Source organism: Labrys methylaminiphilus subsp. lupini (assembly GCF_051161885.1).
In the GTDB taxonomy this organism is placed as follows: domain Bacteria; phylum Pseudomonadota; class Alphaproteobacteria; order Rhizobiales; family Labraceae; genus Labrys.
This window is the reverse complement of sequence record NZ_JBMDIH010000001.1, coordinates 3334665-3359446: the sequence shown is the minus strand read 5'-3', so window position 1 is coordinate 3359446 and position 24782 is coordinate 3334665. Positions and strand designations below refer to the sequence as shown.

Below are 24782 nucleotides of genomic sequence, written 5' to 3'. Positions count from 1 at the left end.
CCTGCCTCCTGTTCGCTGATCCATCATGCTGCCAGTTGGGCAGCGTTGGGGCCTGGCGCAAGCGAAAAATCGACGGCGGCGGCCGCGTGGATCGTGGTGGAGTCGAAGCCGGGCAGGCCGAGGCTGTCGGGGGAGAGGATCAGGCAGATCTCGGTGCAGCCAAGGATCACGCTGTCGGCGCCTTCGGCCTTGGCCCGCTCGATCAGGGCCTCGAGCTTGCGGCGCGAGCTATCCTTCACCAATCCGGCGCAGAGTTCGGAGAAGATTACATCATGCACGATGGCCCGGCCCTCGGCATCGGGAACCATCACCTCGATGCCATGCTGGCCCATGCGGTCGGCGTAGAAGCCGTGTTCCATGGTGTAACGGGTGGCGAGCAGGAGAGGCCGGCTGCGGCCGGCTGCGGTCAATGCCTTGGCGGTTTCGTCGATGATGTCGATCAGCGGACAGGCGATCGCCTCCTGCACCGGGCGGGCAACCAGATGCATGGTGTTGGTGCAGATCAGCACGCAGCCGGCACCGGCGCCTTCGAGGTCGCGGGCCACGCTTGCCAGCCTCTCGGCCGCCACATCCCAGCGTCCGGCCTTCTGCATGTCGACGATATCCTGGAAATTCACCGAATGCAGCATGACCTCGGCCGAATGCAGGTCGCCGCGCCGAGCGCGCACTGCCTCGTTGATGAGCTTGTAATAGATCGCCGAACTCTCGAAGCTCATGCCGCCGATCAGGCCGATTTTCCGCATATCCGTCTCCCATCCGGGGTTGGTTATCATGCCTGAATAATGCCTCGAAATGGATGAAAATGGTTTGCATTTTTTGGGCGTTTGGGATGCTGAAGGAACAAGTATATTGCGTCTGAAATTAGAACAGGCAAAGATTTTGCGTCGTAGATTTCTTCTACACAATCTGGATGCGTGAGGGAGTCATGAAGCTCGACCATCGGGACAAACAGATCCTGGCCCTGCTGCAGCTCCAGGCCGACCATCCTCTCGCCGATCTCGCCGAGAAGACTCATCTATCGCCCTCGGCTTGCTGGCGGCGCGTCAAGCGCCTGGAGGAGGAGGGCTACATTGTGCGGCGCGCGGCGCTGCTCGATCGCAAGAAGGTGGGGCTGCCGACCACGGTCTATGTCATGGTCCGCACGGCGAACCACTCACTGGATTGGCTGGAGCGTTTTCGCGCTCTCGTCGCCGACACGCCGGAGATCGTCGAGATGCACCGCCTCACGGGGGATATCGACTATCTGCTCAAGATCGTGCTGCCCGACGTCGAAAGCCTCGACCTGGTCTACAAGAAGCTGGTCGCCAAGCTGCAATTCAACGACATCTCTTCCTATATCTCGATGGAGATGTTCAAGGACACTACGGTGCTGCCGCTGTCCAATGCCTGAAGGATTCAGCGCAACGGAATGAGCGCTTTCAGCCGCGCCAGCCTGCGGCCGAACAGGGAGGGGTTGCCGAGGGCGCGCGCCGTCACCAGCGCCCCCTGGATGCCGGCGACGATGTCCTCAGCAAGTTCGCTTGCGGAATCCGGATCTTTGCCGAGGCGCTGCAGGGCTTGCGCCAGCGCGTCGCGCCATTCGGCGAAATAGCCGTTGATGCGCTCTGCGAAACGGTCACGCACATCCGACAGGGCAAACACGCCGACGATGCAGACACGCCCGCCCGAATGGAAATAGCGGTCCGTCGCCTCGAACATGGCCGCGATCGCGGCTTCAGGATCCGCAGTGGTCCGCAATGGCTCGAAGACATGAGTGCGGAACCAGCCGTCGATATGGTCGAGCACGGCGCCCGCCATCTCCTCCTTCCCGCCCGGGAAGAAGTTGTAGAGGCTGCCCTTGCCGAGGCCCGTCTGCTGGCCGATGAGGGCGAGACTGGCGCCCTCATAACCATGGCTGCGAAAGACCTCGGTGAGGGCGGGCAGGATATCGGCGCGCTCGCGGACCGTCTTCATCTAGAGCGTTTTCCAGAAAAGTTGACAGACTTTTCGATTAAGAAAAAGCGTCAAAACAAAGAGTTAGAGCAAAACGACGATTCGGAGAGAAGTCGTTTTGCTCTAAAGGCCGAGATCGCTGAGTCCGGGATGGTCGGCGGGGCGCGGAGCGCTGCGATCCCAGCGGAACTTGCGCTCGCTCTCGCGGATCGGCACATCGTTGATGGACGCATGGCGCACTGCCATCAGGCCGTTCTCGTCGAATTCCCAGTTCTCGTTGCCATAGGAGCGGAACCAATTGCCGGCATCGTCATGCCATTCGTAGGCAAAGCGCACGCCAATGCGGTTGTCGCCATAGGCCCACAACTCCTTGATCAGGCGATAGTCCTGCTCCCGCTGCCATTTGCGAGTGAGGAAGCTCACGATCTCCGTGCGTCCGGTCAGGAAATCGGAGCGGTTACGCCAGCGGCTGTCAGTCGTGTAGGCGAGCGAGACGCGCTCGGGATCGCAACTGTTCCAGCCATCCTCGGCGGCGCGGATCTTTTGTATCGCCGCTTCCCGGGTGAAGGGAGGCAGCGGCGGGCGTTGTTCGGGCATGGCAATTTCCTTATCTGTACCGGTTGGTACAATGTGGACCAATCGGTACAAGAGTCAAGAACTTCCTTGGAGCGCGGACTTCACGCCTTCTGCGGCAAGGTCAGCCCATATTTGGCGGCGAGCTCGACGAAGGCCTCCTCGCTGACGGGATCGACCGGCACACCCTTGCGCGCCCGTTCTTCCTCCACGGCCCATTCGCGATCACCCGGCGCCATCGGCTTGCCGCTCGCGCCCTCGGCCGGCATGGCGGCGCGGATATTGGCGAGGTAGCGTGTCATGATCGCGCCATAGATCTCGGGTGCGATGAAGGCCGAAGGATTGATGGCGAGGGCGAAGCCTCCCATGTCGCGTGGAGCGCCGGTCGAGGGCTGACCGTACATCGGCACCAGCTCGGTGGAGAGTGCCATGCCGGTGAGGGGGGCGGACAGGATCTCCACCAGCCCGGCGAGCGCGGCGCCCTTGAAACCCTGCTCGCCGCCTACCGGTGAGAGCACGCGGGCCGCTTCGGGATCTGTGGTGTTGACGCCCTTCTCGTCGACGGCCACGCCCTGAGGCAGAGTGAGGCCGAGCGAACGGTAAAGCAGCACGCGGTTTTGCGGGATTGCGCTGGTCGCCATGTCCATCAGCCAGGGGCGCTGGCCGGGGACCGGGGCGCCGATGGCGATCGGGCTGGTGCCATGGAAGGCGTCACGCCCGTCGAACAGCCGCACGGCTGCGTCGGAATTGGCGGTGAGCAAGCCGATGAAACCCTGTTCGGCAGCCCACATCGGATAGGCACCGGCAGCGCCCATATGGGAGGAGCGCCGGATGGTGACGGCGCCGATGCCCTGCGTCCTGGCGATGTCGACGGCCACTTCCATGGCCCGGTAGCAGGCCAGGTGTCCGATGGCGCCATCCGCATCGAGAATGGCCGTCGCACCTTCGCCGCGTGATACTTCGAGCTGCGGATGGCCGTTGATCTCGCCACTGGCCAGCACCGAGAGGTAATAGGGCAGCAGTCGGACGCCATGGCTGTCCACGCCGAGGCGCGAGGCATGCATCATGGCGCGGGTGGCGGCCCGTGCCGAGGGCACGTCGGCTCCGCCGGCCAGGAGGGCGGATTCGAGAAAGGGTTCGAGGCTGCTACTCGTATAACGCTGCGGTTCGCTCATCGGTCATGCTCTGTCTTCGGATAATCATCCTGGTCGCTCGGATCGACTTTGTCGGTCTCCTCGCCGGGAATGGCGTAGACGCCCTTCAGCCAGCGCGACAGGTCGATGTCGGCGCAACGCTTCGAGCAGAAAGGCTTGCTGGCCTCGACGCTGGGCTTGCCGCAGATCGGGCATTTGCGCTTGCGCAGAGGGGTTGGGGTCGGTTCGCTCACAATTCGTCCCTCCAGGTACCACGGACCGGGAAGCCCGCCCCTTCGAGAAGGCTCACCGTCTCATAGAGCGGCAGGCCGACGACATTGGTGTAGGATCCGACAAGTCGCAATACGAACACGCCGGCGCGGCCTTGGATGGCGTAGCCGCCCGCCTTGCCGTGCCATTCGCGGGAATCGAGATAGGCATTGAGCTCGTCGTGCGACAGATGCTTGAAGCGCACCCGTGTTTCAACCAGCCGGGTCCGGATTGTGCCATGCGGATCGGCGACGGCGACACCGGTCATCACGATATGGCTGCGGCCCGACAACAGGCTGAGGCAGGCTTCGGCATCCTCGCGGGTCTCGGCCTTTGGCAGGATCCGCCCGGTGCAGGCCACCACCGTGTCGGCCGACACCGTATAGGCGCCGGCAAGATCGGGCCGGCTGGCGAGAGTGGTCAGGGCCGCCTCGAGCTTGCCCCTGGCAAGCCGCTGCACCAGCATGCGCGCCGCCTCGCCACGCCGGGGCGTTTCATCGATATCGGTGGGCAGCAAGGCATCCGGCTCGCAACCTGCCTGCTCGAGCAGGGCATGACGGCGCGGGCTGGCGGAAGCGAGGACGAGCTTGGGACGGTCAGTCATGACAGGCGCAATAGCAGGATTCGTCCTGTTTGGACCAGAGTTGGCTGAGAATTAGAACCCGGGCCCTGAGGCCGCGGTTTGTCTTCCTGGGAGGAAGCGTCATTCGAAAAGCGCAGTCGGTTTATAAAAAGTTCCGCAGGGAACAGAGGTTGACCCCGCATCTATACTAAGTCCCCCCGACACTTATAAATGCCGTGGCATGTATCTCATTGCGAGGGGCTGAGGAGTTCTTGCCGAGCACGAAAGCAAGCTCGAATGATCTCCGACGATTTCGATTGAATCGTGAACAGGGAAGGGGCTGGCATGCAGCATAAAGGTTATATCGCTTTCGTGGCGGCGAGTATTGCTTTGCTCCCGATCGGAAGCGCGAAAAGCGAGGTCATCGGCCGTTACGACATGGGGCAATGGGTGATCGAAGCCAATGCCAGCAATGGCCGCTTCGAATATTGCGCTTCCAGCGGCAAATACTCCAGGGGAGCGGCGGTGCATTTCCTGCTGACCCGCGAGACGGCCTGGGGCATGGTCATCGAGAATCCGAACTGGAACTGGGTCAGGGATTCGCGCGGCGATGTCACCTATTGGGTCGACAATTACCGCTCGCGTGCCAGTGGCGCCAAAGCCACGGCGCCGACCCGGCTGCTGATTCCGCTGGCCGACTCGACCCAGCTCTTCCAGGAGATCCGCGGCGGCCGGGTCCTCTATTTCCAGCCTCGCGGCAACAAGTCCTTCTCGGTCACCCTGAACGGCACATCGTCGGCGTTGAGCGCGCTGATGCAATGCGTGGCTCGCTATCGCTAGGGCGCCTTGCGATTCTCGGCGATCCCGTCAAATCGCGCGACGCCCTAGGCAAGGCCGGAGGCGGCGCGCATGAATGGCGCCGTTCCGCTTACTGTCCTTCGGGATAATCGGCGCCCTTGGTCACCTCTTCCCAGGCATCGAAGTTCTGCGTGAGTTGGGCGATCTTGGTACGCGCGCCTTCGAGTGCGATGTTGCCGAGCAGCAGGCGCAGGGGCGGGCTGTCGGCTTCGACGGCCTTGATGATCGCCTGGGCGGCGCGCACGGGGTCGCCAGGCTGCTGGCCGCTATAGCCGCGAATCTGGCTCTGGCGGGCGCCGGAGGTCTCGCGATAGGCGTCGATGGTCTGCGGCGCCTCGTTGGCCGAGCGCCCGGCCCAATCGGTCCGGAACGGGCCGGGCTCGACGATCAGCACCTTGAGGCCGAGCGGAGCGACCTCCTGGGACAGGGCTTCCGACAGGGCCTCCACCGCGAATTTGGTGGCGGTGTAGAAGCTGACGGAGGGGGCCGCCCGAAGCCCGCCGAGCGAGGAGATGTTCACGATGGTTCCCGAGCGCTGCTCGCGCATCGCCGGAAGCGCAGCACGCGTCATCGCCGTCAGGCCCCAGACATTGATGTCGAACATCTTGTGGACCTCGCCGAGGTCGCTTTCCTCGAACGAGCCGAAATAGCCGATGCCCGCATTGTTCACGAGGACGTCGATGCGGCCGAACCGCTCCAGTGCCACGGCCAGGGCGGCATCGATATCGGCCTGCTTCGTCACGTCGAGCTTGAGCACCAGCGCCGTGTCCCCGAACTCCATGACGAAGTCCTCGAGCTGGGCAGGGTTGCGGGCCGTGACCACGGTGGGATAGCCCAGCGAAAGCGTATGGCGCGCCAGTTCGCGGCCGAAACCGGTGGAGCAGCCGGTGATGAACCAGACGGGCTTTGCAATTTCTGACATGACAATCTCTTTGGAAAGCAAAGGTGAGGCATCTTACATAGAAGCAGGGGCCTGTCTCAATAAGCGCGGTAAAATCATATAGGCCATATAGTTTGGCTGATGAATAGCCGGCTTTTAATTGTCCTTTTTTTAACCATATCGGGTCAGGACTATCTCCCGCCTTTCGGTGTTGGCGCGGTTGGCAGCGTCGAGGCAGGCGATCAGGTGTCGTGCATAGGCCCCATCGACGGGAACCGGCGTGTTTCCCTCGATGGCCGCCGCCATGGCCCGCCATTCGGCTTCGACGGCACGCTGCATCCAGTCGGGATCGGCGGAATGGGCGATCGGGGTCCACGTGCCGCCACGCCCGATCGAGACGCCGTGCTCGAAATCGATGCGTAGCGTGCCGCCTTCGCAGACGAGATCCATGGCGAAGCTCACGGCGCCATCGCGATAGCCGATGCTGGCGACCTGGCCGATGCGCCCATCCGTGAAGCGCAGCAGCATCAAGGCACTGTCGTCGGCCTCCTGCCGGTGGAACCAGGTACCGGAGAGAGCGCTCACCGCGGCGATCTCGCCGCCCATCAGCCAGACCAGGCGGTCGAGGGCATGAATACCGGCCGTCATCAGCATGCCGCCGCCCGATGCGTGGGAGAGATGCCAGGGGCGCCGGTTGGCTTCCATCCACAATTTGATCATCCAGCTGCTGCCAAGCACCGGCTGGCCGAGCGTCCCGCTGTCGAGAATCTCCCGGGCGATGAGGCAAGGACGGGCGAAATGCATGACATGGCCCACCATCAGTTGAATGTCGGCCTGCTGAGCCGCAGCATTTATGGTGTCGCATTCGGCGATCGTCGGTGCCATTGGCTTTTCCAGGAGGATATGCTTGCCGGCCTCAGCCGCCGCCACGGCCATCTCGGCGTGCAACTGATGGGGCGTGGCAATGACGACGGCGTCGACGGCGGGATCGTCGAGCACTGCCCGCCAGTCGGTGTGGACGTTGCCACCATGTTCGCGGGCGAAGGTCTGCGCCGCCGCGGCGTCTTCGCGGCAGACGGCTGCGACACGCAGGCCTCGGGTTGCGGCGATCGCCTTGGCGTGAACCGTGCCGAAATGGCCTGCGCCGATGATGCCGATGCCGATCATGCCATCGCCGTCCCATAGGCCTCGTCGATCATTGCCATGGCCCGCCAATAATCCTCGATGCCGACGAGTGGGGCCTCGCCCCGCGACAGGCGGCCGAGCGTATCTGCCATGAAGGCTCTGTAGCGCTCGCCTGGCGGAAGGGGCGGTTCTTCGCGTGTGACCTCGTCGTCGAGCGTCGTGATGCGGCAATGGTCTCCGCGGTCGACGAGGTAGGCGTTTGCGCTGGAGACCCGCCATTCGAAGTCGCCGCCCGCCGCCATCGAGGCGTAGGTGTAGCCGGCCTCCACCGTGACGATCAAGCCCTGGCGGCTACGCAGGGTCACCACCGCATAGTCCTCGACCGCCTCGCCATGCAGATGGCCGAGAGAGGCGGAAACCAGTTCCAGGTCGCTGTCACCCGCCAGGGCCAGCGCGGCGTCGATGCCGTGGATACCGAGATTGCGCAAGGCGCCGCCGCCGCTGGCCTGCGGCGCCAGCAGCCAGGGCACGCCATCGATGCGATAGCGCTCCGGCGGCCCGTTCACGAGGCGGAACTGGGCGTGGGAAAGTCTGCCAAGCCGGTCGCTTGCGGCAAGTTCTGTCATGCGCGCCCAGATCGGGCTGCAACGATTGGGAAGCGGCACGGCGATGAAGGCGCCATGCCGGCCGCGGTCCCTGAGCGGTTCGAGTTCGGACGCTTTTAGCGCTGCCGGCTTCTCCAGCAGCACGGGCAGGCCCGCATCGACCAGGGCAAGCGCGCGCTCCACCAAACCTGCCGGCCTGCCCATCAACACCACGAGATCCGGCCGGGCCGCCACCACGGCTTCGAAGAAAAGATAGGCCTGAATGCCGTTTTCCAGGGCAAAGCGCGCTGCGATGTCGGCATCCTCGTCCCAGACGCCCGTAACGGTAGCTCCGGCATGATGGGCCGCCTCCCGTTGCATGCTCGCATGCCAATGTCCGACGCCGGCCAGGGCGATGCGCATGGTCGCTTCCTCCATCTTTTGAAGATCGACTTGACAGATATCCTACAAGTCAATCACTATCAAGCAACGGACAACGAGGCGGGCAAATGGCTGTAGACATGACGAGGGCAGGCAAGGTGAAGGCGATCAAGCCGCTCGACCGGCCGCCGCTTCTGCATGTCTCCGTGCAGGAGAGCCTGAAGAGCTATATCGCCGACAATCAGCTCGGGCCCGGTTCGGCGCTGCCGCCGGAAGGCTTCCTCGGGCAGCAATTGGGCGTCAGCCGCAATTCGGTGCGCGAAGCGATCAAGGCATTGGAGTCGGTCGGCATCCTGGAGACTCGGCGAGGCATCGGCGTCTTCGTCAAGGCCTTCTCCTTTGCGCCGCTGCTCGACAATCTCGCTTATGGCCTGGGCGGAGCCTTGCGCGAGGTCGAGGAGGTGCTGGAGATCCGCCGCGTGCTGGAAGTCGGCCTGATCGCCAAGACGATTGCGTTGATCGGCGAGGACGACGTCGAGGAATTGCGCCAGACGGTCGAGCAGATGCGCCAGGCCGCCGAGCGCAATCAGAGCTTCGCCGCGGAAGACCAGCGCTTCCACAATTTGCTGTTCCGCTGCCAGGACAATCGCATGCTGACCAGCCTGATCGATGTGTTCTGGCTGGCCTTCTACAAGGCCTCGGATTTCGTCAACCTGGCCAATATCGATCCGATGGCCACCTGGCAGGATCATTACGACATCTATGCCGCCGTGGCCGCGCGGGACGTCGAGGCCGCCCGCAGCCGCCTCGACCAGCATTATGACGGCATCGCCCGCCTGCTTGCGACCAGGAAGACAGCGCCGACGCCCGATTGAGGGCCTTGCGGCCGGCGCGATCAAACAACAAGAGACGAGGGGAGAGATCATGGCACTGAGGAAGATTGCGCTCGCGCTTTTGGCCGCGACGATCATGGCAATACCTGCCGCCGGACAGGCCCAAGCCGCCGACAGTCCGGCGATAACCGGCGCTTTCGATGTCGGCCCGGGCGGGTTCCAGGGCAATTTCAACCCCCTGGCGGCCACCGGTGGCTTCACCTGGCTCAATCTCTATTTCGAGCCTCTAGTCATCTATGACGGCAAGCTGGAGAAGATCGAGGGGGCGTTGGCCACCAAGTTCGATGTCAGTGCCGACCGGCTCTCCTACAGCTTTACCCTGGCCGACACCAAATGGCATGACGGTCAGCCCTTCACCTCGGCAGATGTGAAATTCACTATCGAAACCGCCAAGAACGGCGCCAGCGGCTCGGTCTTCGCCGCCCGCCTGGCGGCGATCCAGGCGGTCGAGACCCCGGATCCCCGTACCGTGGTCCTCAAGCTGTCGGCCCCCAATGCCGGCCTGCTCGACACGCTGACCCAGTTGATGATGCTGCCCCAGCACGCGCTCAAGGACATTCCGGCGGAGACGCTCGCCAAGAACCCCTGGTGGTCGAAGACGCCTGTTGGCACCGGCCCCTACAAGTTCTCGCGCTATGTCACCGACCAATATGTCGAACTCGCCGCCAATGACGATTATCGCGGCGGCAAACCGGTGACGGGCCGCATCATCAACCGCTATTTCGCCAATACGGCGGCAGCCGTAGCGGCCCTGCGCGCCGGGGAGATCAGCTTCAGCTATGTGGAGGCCGATGACGCCGCCTCCTTTAAGGGCAACGACGCCTATCGCGTCATCGACGGCAATTCCTTCGTGGTCAATTATCTCGGCTTCAACCAGGAAGCGCCCCTGTGGAAGGACCTCAAGGTGCGCCAGGCGGTGATGCATGCCATCAATCGCGATGCGATCGTCCAGAGCCTTTATGGCGGGGCCGCCAAAACAGCCAATTGCGGCTATGTCGCGGACCGGCTTCAGTCCGCCGATCTCGACCCCTATGCCTATGATCCTGAAAAGGCCAAGCAATTGCTGGCCGAGGCCGGCTGGGACAAGATCAATGGCGACAAGCCGATCACCCTGCTGACCTATTACAATACCCCACAGGCCACCAATGTGCTTGCCGCCGTGCAGGCCATGTTGTCCCAGGTCGGCATCAACGTGGTGCCGCGTGCCGTCGACACGCCGACCTATAACGGCACCATCTATGCCCAGAAGCCGGATTGGTCGCAATTCCCGCTGGTCTATGCCGGCCTGCGCAACGGCCCGGATCCCGGCGGCCTCAACATGGGCCTCAACGAGAAGCAGATCCCGCCGCAGGGCGCCAATTTCCTGCGCATCAAGATGCCGTCGGTGAGTGGGGCCTTCGACGCGGCCTTGAACGAGGCCGATGACGCCAAGCAGGCCGAACGCTACCAGGCGGTGTGCAAGGCGATGAATGCGGACCTGCCCTGGGCGACGCTCTGGGTCGCCAACCGCTATGGCGTGGCTTCGAGCAAGCTCAAGAATTTCGTGTGGCTGCCCGCTCCCGGCGGTGGGCCTTATGCGGCTCATCCGGAGAAATGGGCGGTGGAATAGAGAGGCGAGAATCCCTCCCCGACTTCGGGGAGGGTGGGCCGGCAGAGCCGGCTCGGGTGGGGTAGAGTGGTGCGGTCTCGCCTTCTTCCGATCACCTACACCACTCTCCCCCTTCCGTCGACGCTACGCGTCGACACCTTCCCCGAAGTCGGGGAAGGATTCTCGCGCGCTATCCTGGAACCTCGATAGATCAAACCCCGCTCCCAACGAGGAACGCCATGCTGCGCTATTACCTCAATCGCCTGCTGGTCGGGGCCGCCATGCTCGTCGCCCTCAGCCTGCTGGTCTTCGTGCTGCTGCGCCTGGCGCCCGGCGATCCGATCGACGCCTATATCAATCCGAATGTCGCGATGTCGCAGGAGGAAATGGCAGCCGTGCGCAGCCGGCTCGGGCTCGACCGGCCTTTGCCGGTGCAATACGCCGCCTGGCTCGCCAGCGCCGCCAGGGGGGACCTGGGTTTCTCGCTGCAGCGCAATGGCGACACCGTGCTGGGCCTGATCGGCGACCGCATCGGACCGACACTGCTGCTGATGGGAGCAGGCCTGGCGATCGCCATCGTCGTCGGTATCGCCACGGGCATTCTCGGTGCTGTCAGGCGCAACTCACCGACGGATGTGAGCCTGTCGATCGCTGCCTTCTTCGGCATCTCCAGTCCCGCGTTCCTGACGGCCCTGGTCGGTCTCTACGTCTTCTCGGTGCTGCTGCGTTGGGCACCCTCGGGCGGTATGCTCACCCCGGGCGCGCCCTTTTCGGTGGGAGACCTGCTGCGCCATCTCATCCTGCCGGCCCTGCTGCTGTCGATCGGCCATGCTGCCCTGATCATGCGCTACATGCGCGCCTCGCTCTTGGAAGTTCTCAACCAGGACTATGTGCGCACCGCCCGCGCCAAGGGCGTCAAGGAGTTCTGGGTCATCGTCAAGCATGCGCTGCGCAACGCCCTGCTGCCGGTGGTCACGCTGATCGGCTCTACCATCGGCATTGCCGTGGGCGGCGCGATCTTCCTGGAAAGCGTGTTCAACTGGCCCGGCATGGGGCTGCTGCTGGTCAATGCGGTCTCGACCCGCGACTATCCGGTGATCATGGGCGCGACCCTGGTGGTGGGCGCCTGCGTCATCGTTGTCAACATCCTCACCGACGTCGCCTATGCGGCTGTTGATCCGCGCATCAAGGTTGCTTGAGATGGCGGTTTCGACACAGCTCCGGTCCCGCGGCAACGGCCCGCTCGCTCGGGCGATGAGACGCTTTGCCGCCAACTCAGTCACATTGGTGGGCCTCGCCATTCTGCTGATCATGCTGGCGCTGGTGGTCTTCCATCCCTGGCTGCTGCGCTACAAGCCCAACGACATCGATCTCCTGGCCATCAACAAGGGCCCTAGCGCTGTCCATTGGTTTGGCACGGACGGTGTCGGGCGCGATATTCTCGCGCGCGTCCTGCGCGGCGGTCGCATCTCCCTGTTGGTGGCAGGCAGCTCGGTGGTGATCTCGCTGGTCATCGGCTACGTTGTCGGCGCGCTCGCCGCCATGGCCGGGCGCATCGTCGACGCCGTGGTCATGCGCCTGGTCGACCTTGCCATGACACTGCCGCCGGTGATCCTGTTGTTGGTGATCGCCTCGATCACCGGCGCCGGCATCGTCTCCACCATTGCCGTGATCTCGCTGCTGTCCTGGCCGGTCCTGGCGCGCATGGTACGGGCCAGGCTGATGGAACTGCGCGAGCGCGACTTCGTCATCGCCGCGCGCGGCATGGGTGCCTCGCTCGGCCATCTGCTCTGGCGGCATGGCCTGCCGAACACGATCGACATCCTCGTCGTCTATGCCGCCCTGCAGTTCGCCGCCGCCATCCTGCTGGAGGCCGGCCTCTCTTTTCTCGGCCTCGGCATTCCGCCACCGGAAGCGAGCTGGGGCAACATGCTGAACGCCGCCCGCAGCACCGTCGTGCTGGAGCAATACCCCTGGCAATGGCTGTTCGCCGGAGGCGCCCTCGTCCTCACCGTGCTCGCCATCAATTTTGTCGGCGACGGCCTGCGCGATGCCTTCGATCCTCGTTCCGAACTCAACTGATTGCAAAAAGGTTCTCCATGTCCCCCGCATCCCCTCTGTTTCCATCCCCTTTGTTTCATGGCGTCGTGCCGCCGGTCGTCACGCCCCTGACCGCCGATCTCCAAGTGGATTATCCCTCCTTCGCCCGGGTGATCGAGCATCTGATCGCCGGCGGCGTGCACGCCCTCTTCGTGCTGGGCTCGACCAGCGAGGTCGTCTTTCACGACGAGGCGACGCGCCGGATGGTATTGGAATTCGCGGTCGAAACCGTCAACGGCCGGGTGCCGGTCCTGGCCGGCGTCGTCGATCCCACCACCGATCGCGTCATCGCCCATGCTAGGACGGCCCAGTCGATCGGGGTGAGCGCCGTGGTCGCCACCGCTCCCTTCTATGCCCGTACGAGCGCGCCGGAGGTGATCGACCACTTCCGCTATCTGCGCCAGGCGATCGACGTGCCGGTGGTCGCCTACGACATACCGGTCTGCGTGCATTTCAAGCTCGACCGCCATACGGTGGTGACGCTGGCCCGGGAAGGCAGCATCGTCGGCCTGAAGGATTCGAGCGGCGACGACGGCAATTTCCGCTATGCCCTGATGGATCTCGCCGACCGTCCCGAGATCATGATGATGACGGGCTCGGAAATCGTCTGCGACAGTGCCTTGCTGATGGGCGCCCATGGCATCGTGCCCGGCCTCGCCAATGTCGACCCAGCCGGCTATGTCCGGCTCTATGACCTCTGCCGCAAGGGTGACTGGGCAGGTGCGCGCCAGGAACAGGAGCGCCTCTGCCGCCTGTTCGAGATGGTCTGGGTCGCGGCCCCGCGCGTCAGTGCCGGTTCGGCAGGCGTCGGTGCCTTCAAGACGGCGATGCGCCGGCTCGGCATCATCGAAACCAATGAGATGGCGCGTCCGCAGCGGGCGCTGAACGAAGCCGAGGCAGCCACGATCGAGACGATCCTGCGCCAGACCGGCCTGTTGAGCTGAGCATGGTGATGGCCGCGCAGCCGATCCTCGCCATCGAAGGCCTGAACACGGTGTTCCGCGTCAGCGGGCGCGAAGTGCCGGCTGTGTCGGATCTCGACCTCGCCATCGGCATCGGCGAAACGCTGGCGCTGGTGGGTGAGTCCGGCTCCGGCAAATCGGTGACCGGCCAGTCCATCATGGGGCTGCTGCCCGGCAAGATCGCACGCGTGGCCGGCGGGACGATGCGGTTCCGGGGCAGGGATGGCACCACTCGCGATCTCGTCGCCTTGGATGCCGAGGCGCGGCGGCGCATCCGCGGCAACGAGATCGGCATGATCTTCCAGGAGCCGATGACCAGCCTCAATCCAGTCTATACCATCGGGGATCAGATCGCCGAGCCGCTCCGCGTGCACAAGGGCTGGTCCCGCAAGGCAGCCATGGCCGCCGCCGTCGAGCTGCTCGACAAGGTGGGCATCCCCGATCCCACCCGCCGGGCCCGCCAATATCCGCACGAACTCTCCGGCGGCATGCGGCAGAGGGCGACCATCGCCATGGCGCTCGCCTGCGACCCGGTGCTGCTTTTCGCCGACGAGCCGACGACGGCGCTCGACGTTACCATCCAGGCCCAGATCCTCGACCTCTTGCAGCGCCTGCAGGCGGAGAAAGGCATGGGCGTCCTGTTCGTTACCCATAATCTCGGCGTGGTCGCCGAAATCGCCCATCGTGTCGCGGTGATGTATGCCGGCCGCATCGTCGAGCAGGGTTCCGTTCGCGATGTCTTCAGACATCCCCGACATCCTTACACCAAGGGCCTGCTGGCCTCTGTGCCGAGGCTGGGCGAGGCGACGCGGCTCAAGAAGGCCGGCGGGCGCCTGGCCGCCATTCCCGGCGCCGTTCCCAGCCTTGCCACCATGCCGCAGGGCTGTGCCTTCGCGCCCCGCTGCTCCCTTGCTTTGCCGGCCTGCCGCGAGGCCATGCCGGCGCTGGCCGAAATCGGGGCCGGGCATGCCAGCCGCTGCATCCGTTCGCAGGAGTTGTGACATGGAGACGTCTTCTCTCGGCCCATCTTCACCGCTTCTCAGTGCGCTCACGCCGCTTCTCAGTGTGCGTGGACTTGCCAAGCAGTACGGTGGCTCCGGTCGATCAGCGCCGGTACGGGTGCTCGAGGATATTTCCTTCGAGGTCAAGCGCGGCGAGGTGGTCGGGCTTGTCGGTGAGTCCGGCTCCGGCAAGACCACGATCGGACGTTCGATTTTGCGCCTGATAGAGCCGAGCGCCGGCGAGATTCTGTTCGACGGCAACGACATCGCCCGCCTGTCGGCCGGGCATCTGCGCCGGCAGCGCCGGCGCATGCAGTATATTTTCCAGGACCCCTTCGCCAGCCTGTCGCCACGCATGACCATCGGAGAGATCCTGATGGAGGGGCTTTCCATCCAGGGCATCGGCACCCGGCGCGAGCGCCTCGACAAGGCTCGCGCCACCCTCGAAGCGGTCGAATTGCCGCCCGATGCGCTCGATCGCTACCCTCACGAATTTTCCGGCGGTCAGCGCCAGCGTATCGGCATCGCGCGGGCGCTGATCCTCGAACCGGACCTGATCGTCGCCGACGAGCCGGTCTCTGCCCTCGACGTCTCGATCCAGGCCCAGATCGTCAATCTCCTGCGCGATCTCCAGGTCCGCCTCGGCCTGACCATGCTGTTCATTTCACATGACCTTGCCGTGGTGGAGTTCATCGCCGACCGCGTCATCGTGCTCTATCTCGGCCGCATCATGGAAATCGCGCCTTGCGACCGGCTCTATGAGGCGCCCAAGCACCCCTATACGCGGGCGCTGCTGTCGGCGATCCCGGAACCGGACCCAGATCGGCCGCGCGAGCGCCAGATCCTGAAGGGCGACATTCCCTCCGTCGCCAATCCGCCCTCGGGCTGCGTCTTCCGCACCCGTTGCCCGCACGCCATCGAGGCCTGCGCCCGTGAAATCCCCAAGCTCGAGGAAGTCGAGCCGGGTCATTTCAAGGCCTGTGTTCGCCAGGACATCAGCGCATGACCCTTCGCGGCAATTGGGCGACTCTGCTGCTGCCGATCGCACCCGACGATGCGATCGACTTCGGCCGCCTCGGAGAAGAGATCGACCTCCTGATCGCGGCCGGCGTCGACGGCATCTACTCCAACGGCACGGCCGGCGAGTTCCACAACCAGACCGAAGCCGAATATGAGGCGATCCAGGCTTTGCTGGCTGAAAAATGCCAAGCGGCCGGCATGCCCTTCGTGATCGGTGCCTGCCAGGGCGATCCCCGCCAGTCGCTGGAGCGGCTGCAGCGGGCGGCCGGGTTGCAACCGGTGGCGATCCAAATCATCCTGCCGGACTGGTGGCCGGTGACCGACGAGGAAGCGATCGATTTCCTGGATATGATGGCGGAGGCGGCGCGGAGCCTGCCGCTGGTGCTCTACAATCCGCCGCATGCCAAGCGCGTCCTGCCGCCGGAGGCGCTCGGTGGGCTCGCGCGGGCGGTGCCATCCGTCAAGGCCATCAAGCTCGCCGATGGGGATGAAGCCTGGTACGCCGCTGCGCGCCGGCATTTGGCCGGCATCGCGCTTTTCGTTCCCGGCCATCATCTCGCCACCGGCATCAAGGCGGGCGTGGCGGCCGGCGCCTTTTCCAACGTCGCTTGCCTCAGCCCCCGCGGTGCGCAGGCCTGGACCGATGGCATGACGGACGACATTGAGGCCGCACTCGATCTGGAGCGGCGGCTCCGCCGCTTCATGGATGAGCACATCGTACCCTTCAGGCGCGATCTCGGCTATTCCAACGCCGCACTGGACAAGCTCCTGGCGGCTATCGGCGCCTGGGGCCCGGTCGGCCCGCGCCTCAGGCGTCCCTACCGCTGGATTGCCGAGAGCGAGGCGGAGCGATTGCGTCCCGTCGCCAAGGCACTCCTGCCGGAACTGTTCGAGGCGTGAATTCTTTCGGGGATCGCAGGTACGCCTGCCTGCTCTTTCTGTCCTGAAACTGCGATGTTTCCAGGAGCCGGCAGAGATGCCTGCGATCCCAGGGATTATCCCAGCTTCTTTTCCAACTCCGCGTAAAGCGCGCTCTGCGGCTCGAAGACGAAATCGAGGCTGGTCACTGCGATCGAGGCAGCGCCTTGTGCCGTCAGCCAGGCGGCGAAGTCGAAGACCTGTCCGGCCGGGACGAGGAAGGTGAGGGGCTGGCCCTGGGCTGGCAGGCCGAAGGGAGCGCTGGCGCCGAAGAGCTCGCCGGCATCCCGCAGATGCTGCTGGTTGACTCCGCGCAGGAGGCAGCGGATCTCGCGCTGGGCGCTGCCCTTGGCCTTGGCGGCGAGGCGGCCGAGCATGGCGGCCGCGCCGGCGCGGGCACGCTCGTTCCAGTCGGCACCGAGCGAGGCAACGAGATTGGCCTGGCTCTTCAGCATGATGCCGTCCTCGATCACCTTCAGCGCATTAGCGGTGAGTGTCGATCCGGTGGTGGTGATGTCGACGATGAGATCGGCTGCCCCGGAGGCCGGTGCACCTTCGGTGGCGCCGAGGCTCTCGACGATCAAATAGTCGGCGACGCCGTGCGCCGAGAAGAAGGCGCGGGTGAGGTTGATATATTTGGTCGCGACCTTGAGACGGCGGCCATGGCGCTGGCGAAAGCTCGCGGCGACGTCCTCGATGTCGGCCATGGAGCGCACGTCGATCCAGGCTTGGGGCACCGCGACCACGACATTGGCCTGGCCGAAGCCGAGCGGTTGTACGAGCGTGACGCGTTCATCGGCGCGCGGAATGTTCTCGCGCACCAGGTCCTCGCCGGTGACGCCGAAATGGATGGCGCCCGAGGCGAGCTGGCCGGCTATCTCGGAGGCCGAGAGGAACAGCACCTCCACATCGTCCATGCCGGGCACGGAACCGCGATAGTCGCGTGCACCGCGTTCTTGCACGAAACGGATGCCGGCGCGCTCGAAGAAGGAAGTGCAGTTTTCCTGCAGCCGGCCCTTCGACGGGATGCCCAGAAGCAGCGGAGAGGGAGAGGGGTTAGTCATCATGCGTCTCCGCCGAACCGGTCGAGCCAGATCGAACAGCCCACCGCCGGCACGGCCTCGGCGGCGCCGAGCTGCGCCATCAACTGGTCGTAGCGTCCGCCGCCGACGCGGGCCGGGGCTTCCGGCTCTGCCGGATCGGTCAGCTCGAAGACGAAGCCGGTATAATAATCGAGGCGGCGCCCGAAGCCGGTGGCGAACTTGATCCTGACAACGTCGATATCGCGGGCAGCGAAGAAGCCGGTGCGTTCGTCGAAGGCATCGAGAGCCGCGTTGAGGTCGAGCCTGGCTTCGCCGGCGATGGCGCGCAATTCGGTGCTGGCGCTGTCGGGATCGCCGGTGACGGCAAAGATCCGCCGGGTGATCGCCACCTTGTCGGCATCGACGCCAAGACCGGAAGACAGCGCCGCCTGTTCCAGGAAGCGGTCGGCGATCTCGTCTACGCTGCGCCCGCCAATCGGCTGGATGCCGGCGATCGACAGGAGGTCGGCGACGGCGGCACGGGCCGAACCCGGGTCTGAGCCTTCGAGGGCCGCGAGGAAGCCGGCATAGGCGGCAGCGCCATTCTTGGGCGCGGAACTGCCGAGGCGGGCAAGGTCTTCGTCGAGGTCCTTGGAGCGCCTGAGGTCGCTGGTCAGGCGCCGGCGCCATACCGGCGGCAAATCGAGTGCATCGAGCATGGCGGTGACGATGCCGGCATCGCCCATGCGGATGTCTGGTCTGGCAAGGCCGAGATCGCCAGCCGCTTCCAGTGCGATGGCCAGCATTTCGGCATCGGCGGCCGGCTTGTCGTTGCGGCCGAAATTCTCGAACCCGGCCTGCAGGAATTCGCTCGGACCGTCGGTGCGGAAGCGGAACACCGGGCCGCGATAGGCATAGGCGCCGACATCCCCGGCTTTTACGGCCTTGAGATGATGCAGCGACACCGGAATGGTGAAATCGGGCCTGAGGCAGAATTCTCCGCCCTCGGCATCGGTGGTCAGGAAGGCGCGGCGGCGCATGTCCTCGCCGAGCAGATCGAGGAACAGGCCCGCCGGCTGCAGGATCGGCGGATCGACCAGCTGATAGCCCGAGCGCGAGGCGAGCGCGTCGAAAGCTTCATAGGCGGGATGGGGCATGCCGGCGGTCCATAGTGAATGTCGGGGGTCTTCTAGCAGGGCAGGCGGCGGGGTGCGACTGGAAAGGGCAAACGAGGTTTATGCGAGTTGTCATCCCCGGCGAGCGAAGCGAGGGAAGGGGAGCCAGGGGCCGCAGCCTCATTCGTTCGGTATGCTATATTCCATATCGAGCCATTGAGGATTTGCATCCTCGATGAGCTTGAGTTTCCAGGCGCGATTCCATCCCTTGAGCTGCTTCTTTCTCATAATGGCTTCGTCGATGCGTTCGAAAATCTCGAACCAAACGAGAGTGTAAACACGGTATTTCCTTGTGAAACCTGGAACAGTGCCGGAGCGGTGTTGCTCGATACGTCGATGAAGATCGTTTGTCACACCGACATAGAGGGTTCCGTTGCGTTGGCTGGCGAGCATGTAGACGAAGTACAATCGCGCGCGCCCGCTCCAATATTTGGGCTTTCCTACCATTTCTGGCGGGGTTGTCGCCGGAAAAAGCAATCCTGAGGCTAGAACGCATTCTCGGCCCCTGGATCCCCTTCCCTCGCTTCGCTCGCCGGGGATGACAGCGTGTCGCCTACCCCAACATCTCCTTCACCACCTTGACCAACTCGGCCCGCGGAACCAGGCGCTGGGCGACCCGTGCCTCGCGCCATTCGGTGTTGCCTTCGATGCCCTTGGCCATTTCGGCGCCGAGCGCCAGGTCCTTGAGCTGGACCTCACCCTTCTCGGCCTCGTCCGAGCCCTGAATCACCGCAACCGGGGCCTTGCGGCGGTCGGCATATTTGAGCTGGGCCTTCATGCCGGAACCGCCGAGATAGACCTCGGCGCGGATGCCGGCCTGGCGCAATTCGTTGGCCATCGCCTGATAATCAGCGAGACGGGTCTGATCCATCACGCAGACCACCACAGGTCCGGCGACACCGGCCGTGTCGACCCGGCCGAGCGCGGTCAGGGCCGAGAGCAGGCGAGAGACACCGATGGAAAAGCCCGTCGCCGGTACCGGCTCGCCGCGGAAGCGGGCGACGAGGCCGTCATAGCGCCCGCCGCCGGCGACCGAACCGAAGCGCACCGGCCGGCCCTGTTCGTCCTTGACCTCAAAGGTGAGTTCCACCTCGTAGACAGGACCGGTGTAATATTCGAGGCCGCGCACGATCGAGGTGTCGATCAGGATGCGGTCGGTGTCGTAGCCCGATTTTTCGACCAGCTCGGCAATACGCGCGAGTTCCTCGACGCCCTCGCTGCCCGTGGCCGAGCCCGAGACCAGCGGACGGATCCGCGCCAGCGTGTCGGCGTTGCTGCCACTCTGCCCCGCCACATAGTCGAGGATGGTCTGCGCCTGGCTGTCATCGAGGCCGGCGCCCTTGGTGAAGTCGCCGGACTCGTCCTTGCGGCCGGCGCCGAGCAGCGCCCTGACGCCCTCCAGGCCCAGCCTATCGAACTTGTCGATGGCGCGCAGCACAGTAAGACGGCCAGCGGCGTTCTCATCGCCGGCGAGACCGATCGCCTCCATGATGCCGTCGAGGACCTTGCGGTTGTTGACGCGCACCACATAGGAGCCGCGGGGTATGCCGAGCTTCTCCATGGTGTCGGCGGCCATCATGCAGATCTCGGCATCGGCCGCGACAGAAGCCGAGCCCACGGTGTCGGCATCGAATTGCATGAACTGGCGGAAGCGGCCGGGGCCGGGCTTTTCGTTGCGGAAGACATAACCGGCGCGATAGCTGCGATAGGGTTTGGGCAGGGCGTCGAAATTCTCGGCGACGTAGCGGGCGAGCGGTGCGGTCAGGTCATAGCGCAGCGACAGCCACTGCTCGTCATCGTCCTGGAAGGAAAACACGCCTTCATTGGGCCGGTCCTGGTCAGGCAGGAATTTGCCGAGCGCATCGGTATATTCGACGAAGGGCGTCTCGACCGGGTCGAAGCCATAGCGCTCATAGACTTCCTGGATCACCGAAACCATGGCGCGCGTTGCCGCGATCTCGCCGGCATTGCGGTCGACAAAACCGCGTGCCTGTCTTGCCTTCAATTTCTGCTTCTTCTCGCCCGACATCGCTGCAAACCTTCAAAATTCTTGCCGCTGTTTAGGCAGCAAAACCGGCTGGGGCAAGTTTTGGCGCAAGAATTATCGCTGGCGATCCGCAATTGCCGGTCAAAAGCCTGCGATGAAGACGCAGTCTGTGTCTTGCCTTGCTGGGTCAAATAGCGGAACCCTAAGCACAGCCTCCCGATATCACCCACGAATGGGCAATATCAGGAAGAATCTCTTGGGCGTGCTGAATGATCGTGGTGGGGAGGCTGGACGGCATGACGAAACGACGGCTGGCGATCATCGAGGCCCCCAGCAATCTGGGATTGATGGCGCTGGGCGACGATGCGGAGCCGGGAACGCGGCATGCCCCGGCAACGTTGCGCCAGCTCGGCCTGCATGACCGGCTGGCAGCGGAGCACGTCGTCACGGTGGAGCCGCCGCCCTATAGCCGCGACGACCAACGTCGCATCAATATCCGCAACATTGACGCCATTGCCGAATATTCCATACGTCTGGCCGATGCCGTGGAAGAGGCTGTCGAGGCCGGGTATTTTCCCCTGGTTCTCGGCGGCGATTGCAGCATCCTGATCGGTTCGATGCTCGGCCTGGCGCGGCAGCGTGAGGCCGCTCTCCTCTATGTCGACGGCCATACGGATTTCTACCTGCCCGAGCAATCGGCCACGGGCGGCGGTGCCGGCATGGATCTGGCCTTGGTGACCGGATGGGGTCCGTCGGCCCTGACCGACCTGGAAGGGCGCTGGCCCTATGTAACGACACGGCGGGTCGCCGCCCTGGCCAATCGCGATCACGAGGGGGCGCCTCCGAGCTCTATTCCGGCTATTGCCGAGTCCGGCATGGTCTACAGGCCCTTGGAACGGCTTCGCGACGAGGGGATGGAGGCCTGCGTCAACGCAGCCCTGAACCTGATCGATGCCGACAGGGAAGGGTTCTGGATCCATTTCGACGTCGACGCCATCGACAGCCGGCTGATGCCGGCGGTCGACTCCCCGCAGGCGGACGGCCTCGATTGGAAGGAGGCTGCTGCGCTGCTCGCCACCGCCCTGAAACGGGGCGCTCTTGGCCTGCAGGTGACGATCTACGATCCCAGCCGCGATCCCGGACACGCAGCCGGGAAGGCATTGATCGAATGGCTCGTCGATGTCCTGGCGACCGAAGCCTGACCGGGCCGGAGCGAAACGGCGTTTCAGCGGCGTCGCGTGACGATACGCACCACATAGATGAAGGCGAGAAGAAACGCGATCAGGATGAGCCAATGTATGATCGCGAACCCGCCCATGGTGACCTCCAGAATTTGAGAACCTGAAGGTTAGCAGGAGTGACGCTGGGGTGACAGCGTTTGATGCGGCCCTTGCCAATGCACGGGGCAGTTCCTAATTTTGTCATTATTGTTCTGTTTTTAAGCAATTTGGATTAAATCTTCAGCCGGACCGATACAGATGCGCTCGGCAGGTGCATCGGATCTAAGAATATAATCTTGATGCACGCGGTTTACATGACTTCATTTTCACGAATCTTTGCTAAAAAGATACTAGAGATTGGCCTTGTGGTTGCTCTCTTGAGTATTCCTGATGTAATATTTTCTTATTTCGGGTGGGATATCGCTCCGTTCCGGACGAGGGAATATTTTGTAACATTATTGTCATTTTCTGTGCTCTTCGCCCTCTCGGCCGGCACATGGTTCAGAATACTCATCATTGTCGTGGTGTTCTTGAATCAGGCCATCTGGCTAAGTTCTCTCGCCTATTTCGGGGCGCCGCTCACGCCCGAGCAGGTCAGGCTGTTTTTCAGCGATACGGCCGATTCCGTTTCGACCGGGTTGCAGGTCCAGAGCGAATTCCTGCTGCCGATACTTCTGGCACTGGCAACGGCCGTCTTGCTCGGGGTGCTCACGCTGCTTCGCTCCTTGCGGACCGGTCGATCCTGGGCATTCTCCTTCCTGCTCGTATTGGCGCTCGGCGGCGTCGCGGCGCGATGGGAACTGCACAAATTGCCGAGTGTGGTGCAGGCCAATACCTATTCCGCTTCCTTCATCTCCAGTGCCAATGCGGGCGTGCTGGCGTATCGCGCCAGCCGGGCGCCCGCGCCTCCGGCTTCCCTCAATGGCCTGGCCGATCATGTCTTCGGCAAGGCCGAGATACCGGAGGGCCGGGCGACCGTCGTGTTCGTGATGGGGGAATCCATCAATCCGGTGCGGATGTCGCTTTTCGGCGCGGCACGACAGACCACCCCCCGTCTCGATCACCTGTTCAGGGAGCCGCCGGCAGGGTGGCGGATGTTTGCCAAGATTGGCTTTTCCGGCGGCGTGGCAACGCTTGCCAGCGTTCCCTCCGCTCTGAGGCTCGTTTATTTCCCCAATTTGCCGGAACGGCAGCCGGTGAACGTTTTCGACATCGCCAAGGATGGCGATTTCGCCAGCTATTACTATTCGGCACAGGCTATTCACACCATGCAGATTGCCGGTGGAGCCCGGCATGCCCGTGAGTCGAAGACGGTGGAGACCTATGACGAAACGGCCGAAAAATCGGCCGAGGAGTCGCTTGCCGACGACGTCAAGGGCGTGCCGCCGGCCGCGCGGCGCTTCGTCTATGTCCATCAGCGCGCCGATCACGAGCCCTATCTCGACAATTGCAAGAAATATGCGGGCGAGTTCCAGGCATTCTCGCCACCCGACGCCAATGCGGACGAGGCGCGGCGGGCACGCTACGACACCGGCCTGCAGTGCTGGGACCGCAGCACTAGCGATATCATCGACACCATGCTGGCCGAGAAGGATCCGGTCTATATCTTCGTCACCTCCGATCATAACGAGCTGATGGGCGAGGATGGGCTGTGGGGACACCTGATCCGCCACCTGCGGACGGCAGTCGTGCCAGTGATGCTGATGACCAATAGACCGGACTCGGCGATCGCCAACGCCTTCCGCCAACTCGATCGTCCCACCCAGTTCCAGCTCATGCAATTGACGGCGCAAGCGATGGGCAAGACGGTTGCGATCAAGCAATATGATCCGTCGGTCTTTTATGTGAACGGCACCATGCCCTTCGGCCAGGCCAAATATATGAAGGTCGAGCGCCTGCCGGGCGACGAATACCAGATATCCCACTATGCCAGCGACGGCTCGCCGGCCGAGCCTCCAGAACATCTTTCGCTGAAGGGCGTGCCGAGGGAGCCCGGACATCTGGGCTCCTGACGGATTTTACAGAGCGTCGCACCGGAAAGTGGACGCGGGTCAACGTCGCTGGCGGAAGAAATCCTGCAGCAAGGTGCGCGACGCGCTGGCGTGGATGCCGGAATAGACTTCGGGACGGTGATGACAGGTGGGGGAAGCATAGAATTGCACGCCGTTCTCCACTGCGCCGCCCTTGGGATCGTCGCAGCCGAAATAGAGTCGCCGGATGCGGGCAAAGGAGATTGCGGCTGTACACATCGGGCAGGGTTCGAGCGTGACATAGAGGTCGGCGCCGATGAGGCGCTCGCTGCCCAGCACCTGCGCGGCAGCGCGGATGGCAAGCATTTCGGCATGGGCGGTGGGGTCCTTTAGCGCCAAGGTGCGGTTTCCTTCGCGCGAAAGCACCACTCCGTCCTTGACGACAACCGCGCCGACGGGTACCTCCCCGCGACCTGCGGCAGCACGTGCTTCCTCCAGCGCCAGTTCCATGATCGAGCGCTTCATCTCGTGACAAGCCGCCTTTTCTGCTAAAGCGTTTCACGATCCCTGCGGATCGGAAGGACGCCCCTCTTTTCAAGGAGTTTTGGAATACCCTCCGATACGATGG

Annotated in this window: 26 protein-coding genes; 12 read left to right on the top strand and 14 right to left on the bottom strand. The window is 63.8% G+C overall.

Annotated features, from left to right (window positions below; translation table 11 throughout):
• Nucleotides 1-23 precede the first annotated feature (23 nt).
• Entirely contained in the window at nucleotides 24-743 is a 720-nt protein-coding gene (locus ACN6KF_RS15870; protein WP_434957762.1) for an aspartate/glutamate racemase family protein, read from the bottom strand.
• Nucleotides 744-925: 182 nt separating this feature from the next.
• Between ACN6KF_RS15870 and ACN6KF_RS15865 the strand changes: the two genes are divergently transcribed.
• Nucleotides 926-1390 carry an Lrp/AsnC family transcriptional regulator gene (locus ACN6KF_RS15865; RefSeq protein ID WP_434957761.1) on the top strand — a complete coding sequence of 155 codons (465 nt, stop codon included), beginning with the start codon at nucleotides 926-928 and terminating at the stop codon, nucleotides 1388-1390.
• Between the two features lie 5 nt (nucleotides 1391-1395).
• Here the strand turns inward: ACN6KF_RS15865 and ACN6KF_RS15860 are convergent, their stop codons facing one another.
• The 5 genes from ACN6KF_RS15860 to ACN6KF_RS15840 form a co-directional block, all read right to left on the bottom strand.
• Nucleotides 1396-1953 (bottom strand): TetR/AcrR family transcriptional regulator, encoded by a 558-nt coding sequence (locus tag ACN6KF_RS15860; protein ID WP_434957760.1) that lies wholly within the window; start codon nucleotides 1951-1953, stop codon nucleotides 1396-1398.
• A 102-nt stretch (nucleotides 1954-2055) separates the two neighbouring features.
• Nucleotides 2056-2529, bottom strand: a complete 474-nt coding sequence (locus ACN6KF_RS15855) for a nuclear transport factor 2 family protein (RefSeq protein WP_434957759.1) — start codon at nucleotides 2527-2529, stop codon at nucleotides 2056-2058.
• An 80-nt stretch (nucleotides 2530-2609) separates the two neighbouring features.
• Nucleotides 2610-3680, bottom strand: a complete 1071-nt coding sequence (locus ACN6KF_RS15850) for an Ldh family oxidoreductase (RefSeq protein WP_434957758.1) — start codon at nucleotides 3678-3680, stop codon at nucleotides 2610-2612.
• Nucleotides 3677-3892, bottom strand: a complete 216-nt coding sequence (yacG, locus tag ACN6KF_RS15845; protein WP_434957757.1) for a DNA gyrase inhibitor YacG — start codon at nucleotides 3890-3892, stop codon at nucleotides 3677-3679. The genes ACN6KF_RS15850 and yacG overlap by 4 nt, the downstream gene beginning before the upstream one ends.
• Complete coding sequence (locus ACN6KF_RS15840) at nucleotides 3889-4512, bottom strand: Maf family nucleotide pyrophosphatase (RefSeq protein ID WP_434957756.1); 624 nt, start codon at nucleotides 4510-4512, stop codon at nucleotides 3889-3891. The genes yacG and ACN6KF_RS15840 overlap by 4 nt, the downstream gene beginning before the upstream one ends.
• Before the next feature lie 303 nt (nucleotides 4513-4815).
• Here ACN6KF_RS15840 and ACN6KF_RS15835 point away from each other — a divergent pair, with 303 nt between their 5' ends.
• Entirely contained in the window at nucleotides 4816-5310 is a 495-nt protein-coding gene (locus tag ACN6KF_RS15835; RefSeq protein WP_434957755.1) for a hypothetical protein, read from the top strand.
• A gap of 88 nt (nucleotides 5311-5398) precedes the next feature.
• Here the strand turns inward: ACN6KF_RS15835 and ACN6KF_RS15830 are convergent, their stop codons facing one another.
• The 3 genes from ACN6KF_RS15830 to ACN6KF_RS15820 all read right to left on the bottom strand — a co-directional run bounded on the left by ACN6KF_RS15830 (nucleotide 5399) and on the right by ACN6KF_RS15820 (nucleotide 8340).
• Nucleotides 5399-6250, bottom strand: coding sequence for an oxidoreductase (locus ACN6KF_RS15830; protein WP_434957754.1), 852 nt, complete (start codon nucleotides 6248-6250; stop codon nucleotides 5399-5401).
• Nucleotides 6251-6379: 129 nt separating this feature from the next.
• The gene (locus ACN6KF_RS15825; protein WP_434957753.1) at nucleotides 6380-7375 is read right to left on the bottom strand and encodes a Gfo/Idh/MocA family protein; all 996 of its coding nucleotides are present in this window, start codon (nucleotides 7373-7375) and stop codon (nucleotides 6380-6382) included.
• Complete coding sequence (locus tag ACN6KF_RS15820; RefSeq protein WP_434957752.1) at nucleotides 7372-8340, bottom strand: Gfo/Idh/MocA family protein; 969 nt, start codon at nucleotides 8338-8340, stop codon at nucleotides 7372-7374. Before ACN6KF_RS15820 ends, ACN6KF_RS15825 begins: the two co-directional genes overlap by 4 nt.
• A 98-nt stretch (nucleotides 8341-8438) precedes the next feature.
• Here ACN6KF_RS15820 and ACN6KF_RS15815 point away from each other — a divergent pair, with 98 nt between their 5' ends.
• The 8 genes from ACN6KF_RS15815 to ACN6KF_RS15780 all read left to right on the top strand — a co-directional run bounded on the left by ACN6KF_RS15815 (nucleotide 8439) and on the right by ACN6KF_RS15780 (nucleotide 16762).
• Nucleotides 8439-9173 (top strand): FadR/GntR family transcriptional regulator, encoded by a 735-nt coding sequence (locus ACN6KF_RS15815; RefSeq protein WP_434959689.1) that lies wholly within the window; start codon nucleotides 8439-8441, stop codon nucleotides 9171-9173.
• Nucleotides 9174-9222: 49 nt separating this feature from the next.
• Nucleotides 9223-10800, top strand: a complete 1578-nt coding sequence (locus ACN6KF_RS15810; RefSeq protein WP_434957751.1) for an ABC transporter substrate-binding protein — start codon at nucleotides 9223-9225, stop codon at nucleotides 10798-10800.
• A gap of 218 nt (nucleotides 10801-11018) precedes the next feature.
• Complete coding sequence (locus tag ACN6KF_RS15805) at nucleotides 11019-11978, top strand: ABC transporter permease (RefSeq protein ID WP_434957750.1); 960 nt, start codon at nucleotides 11019-11021, stop codon at nucleotides 11976-11978.
• 1 nt (nucleotide 11979) lies between these two features.
• A complete protein-coding gene (locus ACN6KF_RS15800; protein ID WP_434957749.1) occupies nucleotides 11980-12861 on the top strand; it encodes an ABC transporter permease in 882 nt (293 codons plus the stop codon).
• Nucleotides 12862-12878: 17 nt separating this feature from the next.
• The gene (locus ACN6KF_RS15795; RefSeq protein WP_434957748.1) at nucleotides 12879-13823 is read left to right on the top strand and encodes a dihydrodipicolinate synthase family protein; all 945 of its coding nucleotides are present in this window, start codon (nucleotides 12879-12881) and stop codon (nucleotides 13821-13823) included.
• A gap of 8 nt (nucleotides 13824-13831) precedes the next feature.
• A complete protein-coding gene (locus ACN6KF_RS15790) occupies nucleotides 13832-14842 on the top strand; it encodes an ABC transporter ATP-binding protein (protein ID WP_434959688.1) in 1011 nt (336 codons plus the stop codon).
• Nucleotide 14843: 1 nt separating this feature from the next.
• Nucleotides 14844-15848, top strand: coding sequence for an ABC transporter ATP-binding protein (locus tag ACN6KF_RS15785; protein WP_434957747.1), 1005 nt, complete (start codon nucleotides 14844-14846; stop codon nucleotides 15846-15848).
• A complete protein-coding gene (locus ACN6KF_RS15780; RefSeq protein WP_434957746.1) occupies nucleotides 15845-16762 on the top strand; it encodes a dihydrodipicolinate synthase family protein in 918 nt (305 codons plus the stop codon). The genes ACN6KF_RS15785 and ACN6KF_RS15780 overlap by 4 nt, the downstream gene beginning before the upstream one ends.
• A 95-nt stretch (nucleotides 16763-16857) precedes the next feature.
• Here ACN6KF_RS15780 and hisG read toward each other — a convergent pair whose 3' ends face one another.
• The 4 genes from hisG to hisS all read right to left on the bottom strand — a co-directional run bounded on the left by hisG (nucleotide 16858) and on the right by hisS (nucleotide 21006).
• A complete protein-coding gene (gene hisG, locus ACN6KF_RS15775; protein ID WP_434959687.1) occupies nucleotides 16858-17844 on the bottom strand; it encodes an ATP phosphoribosyltransferase in 987 nt (328 codons plus the stop codon).
• Nucleotides 17844-18959 (bottom strand): ATP phosphoribosyltransferase regulatory subunit, encoded by a 1116-nt coding sequence (locus ACN6KF_RS15770; protein WP_434957745.1) that lies wholly within the window; start codon nucleotides 18957-18959, stop codon nucleotides 17844-17846. The genes hisG and ACN6KF_RS15770 overlap by 1 nt, the downstream gene beginning before the upstream one ends.
• Nucleotides 18960-19097: 138 nt before the next feature.
• A complete protein-coding gene (locus ACN6KF_RS15765; RefSeq protein WP_434957744.1) occupies nucleotides 19098-19385 on the bottom strand; it encodes a GIY-YIG nuclease family protein in 288 nt (95 codons plus the stop codon).
• Nucleotides 19386-19530: 145 nt separating this feature from the next.
• On the bottom strand, nucleotides 19531-21006 hold the full coding sequence (gene hisS / locus ACN6KF_RS15760) for a histidine--tRNA ligase (protein WP_434957743.1): 1476 nt from the start codon (nucleotides 21004-21006) through the stop codon (nucleotides 19531-19533).
• Between the two features lie 254 nt (nucleotides 21007-21260).
• Between hisS and ACN6KF_RS15755 the strand changes: the two genes are divergently transcribed.
• Both ACN6KF_RS15755 and ACN6KF_RS15750 read left to right on the top strand, forming a co-directional pair.
• Nucleotides 21261-22166 carry an arginase family protein gene (locus ACN6KF_RS15755; protein WP_434957742.1) on the top strand — a complete coding sequence of 302 codons (906 nt, stop codon included), beginning with the start codon at nucleotides 21261-21263 and terminating at the stop codon, nucleotides 22164-22166.
• Nucleotides 22167-22483: 317 nt separating this feature from the next.
• On the top strand, nucleotides 22484-24196 hold the full coding sequence (locus ACN6KF_RS15750; protein ID WP_434959686.1) for a sulfatase-like hydrolase/transferase: 1713 nt from the start codon (nucleotides 22484-22486) through the stop codon (nucleotides 24194-24196).
• Between the two features lie 39 nt (nucleotides 24197-24235).
• On the opposite strand, the gene ACN6KF_RS15745 is transcribed toward ACN6KF_RS15750, so the two are convergent.
• Nucleotides 24236-24679 (bottom strand): nucleoside deaminase, encoded by a 444-nt coding sequence (locus ACN6KF_RS15745; RefSeq protein WP_434957741.1) that lies wholly within the window; start codon nucleotides 24677-24679, stop codon nucleotides 24236-24238.
• Nucleotides 24680-24782 lie beyond the last annotated feature (103 nt).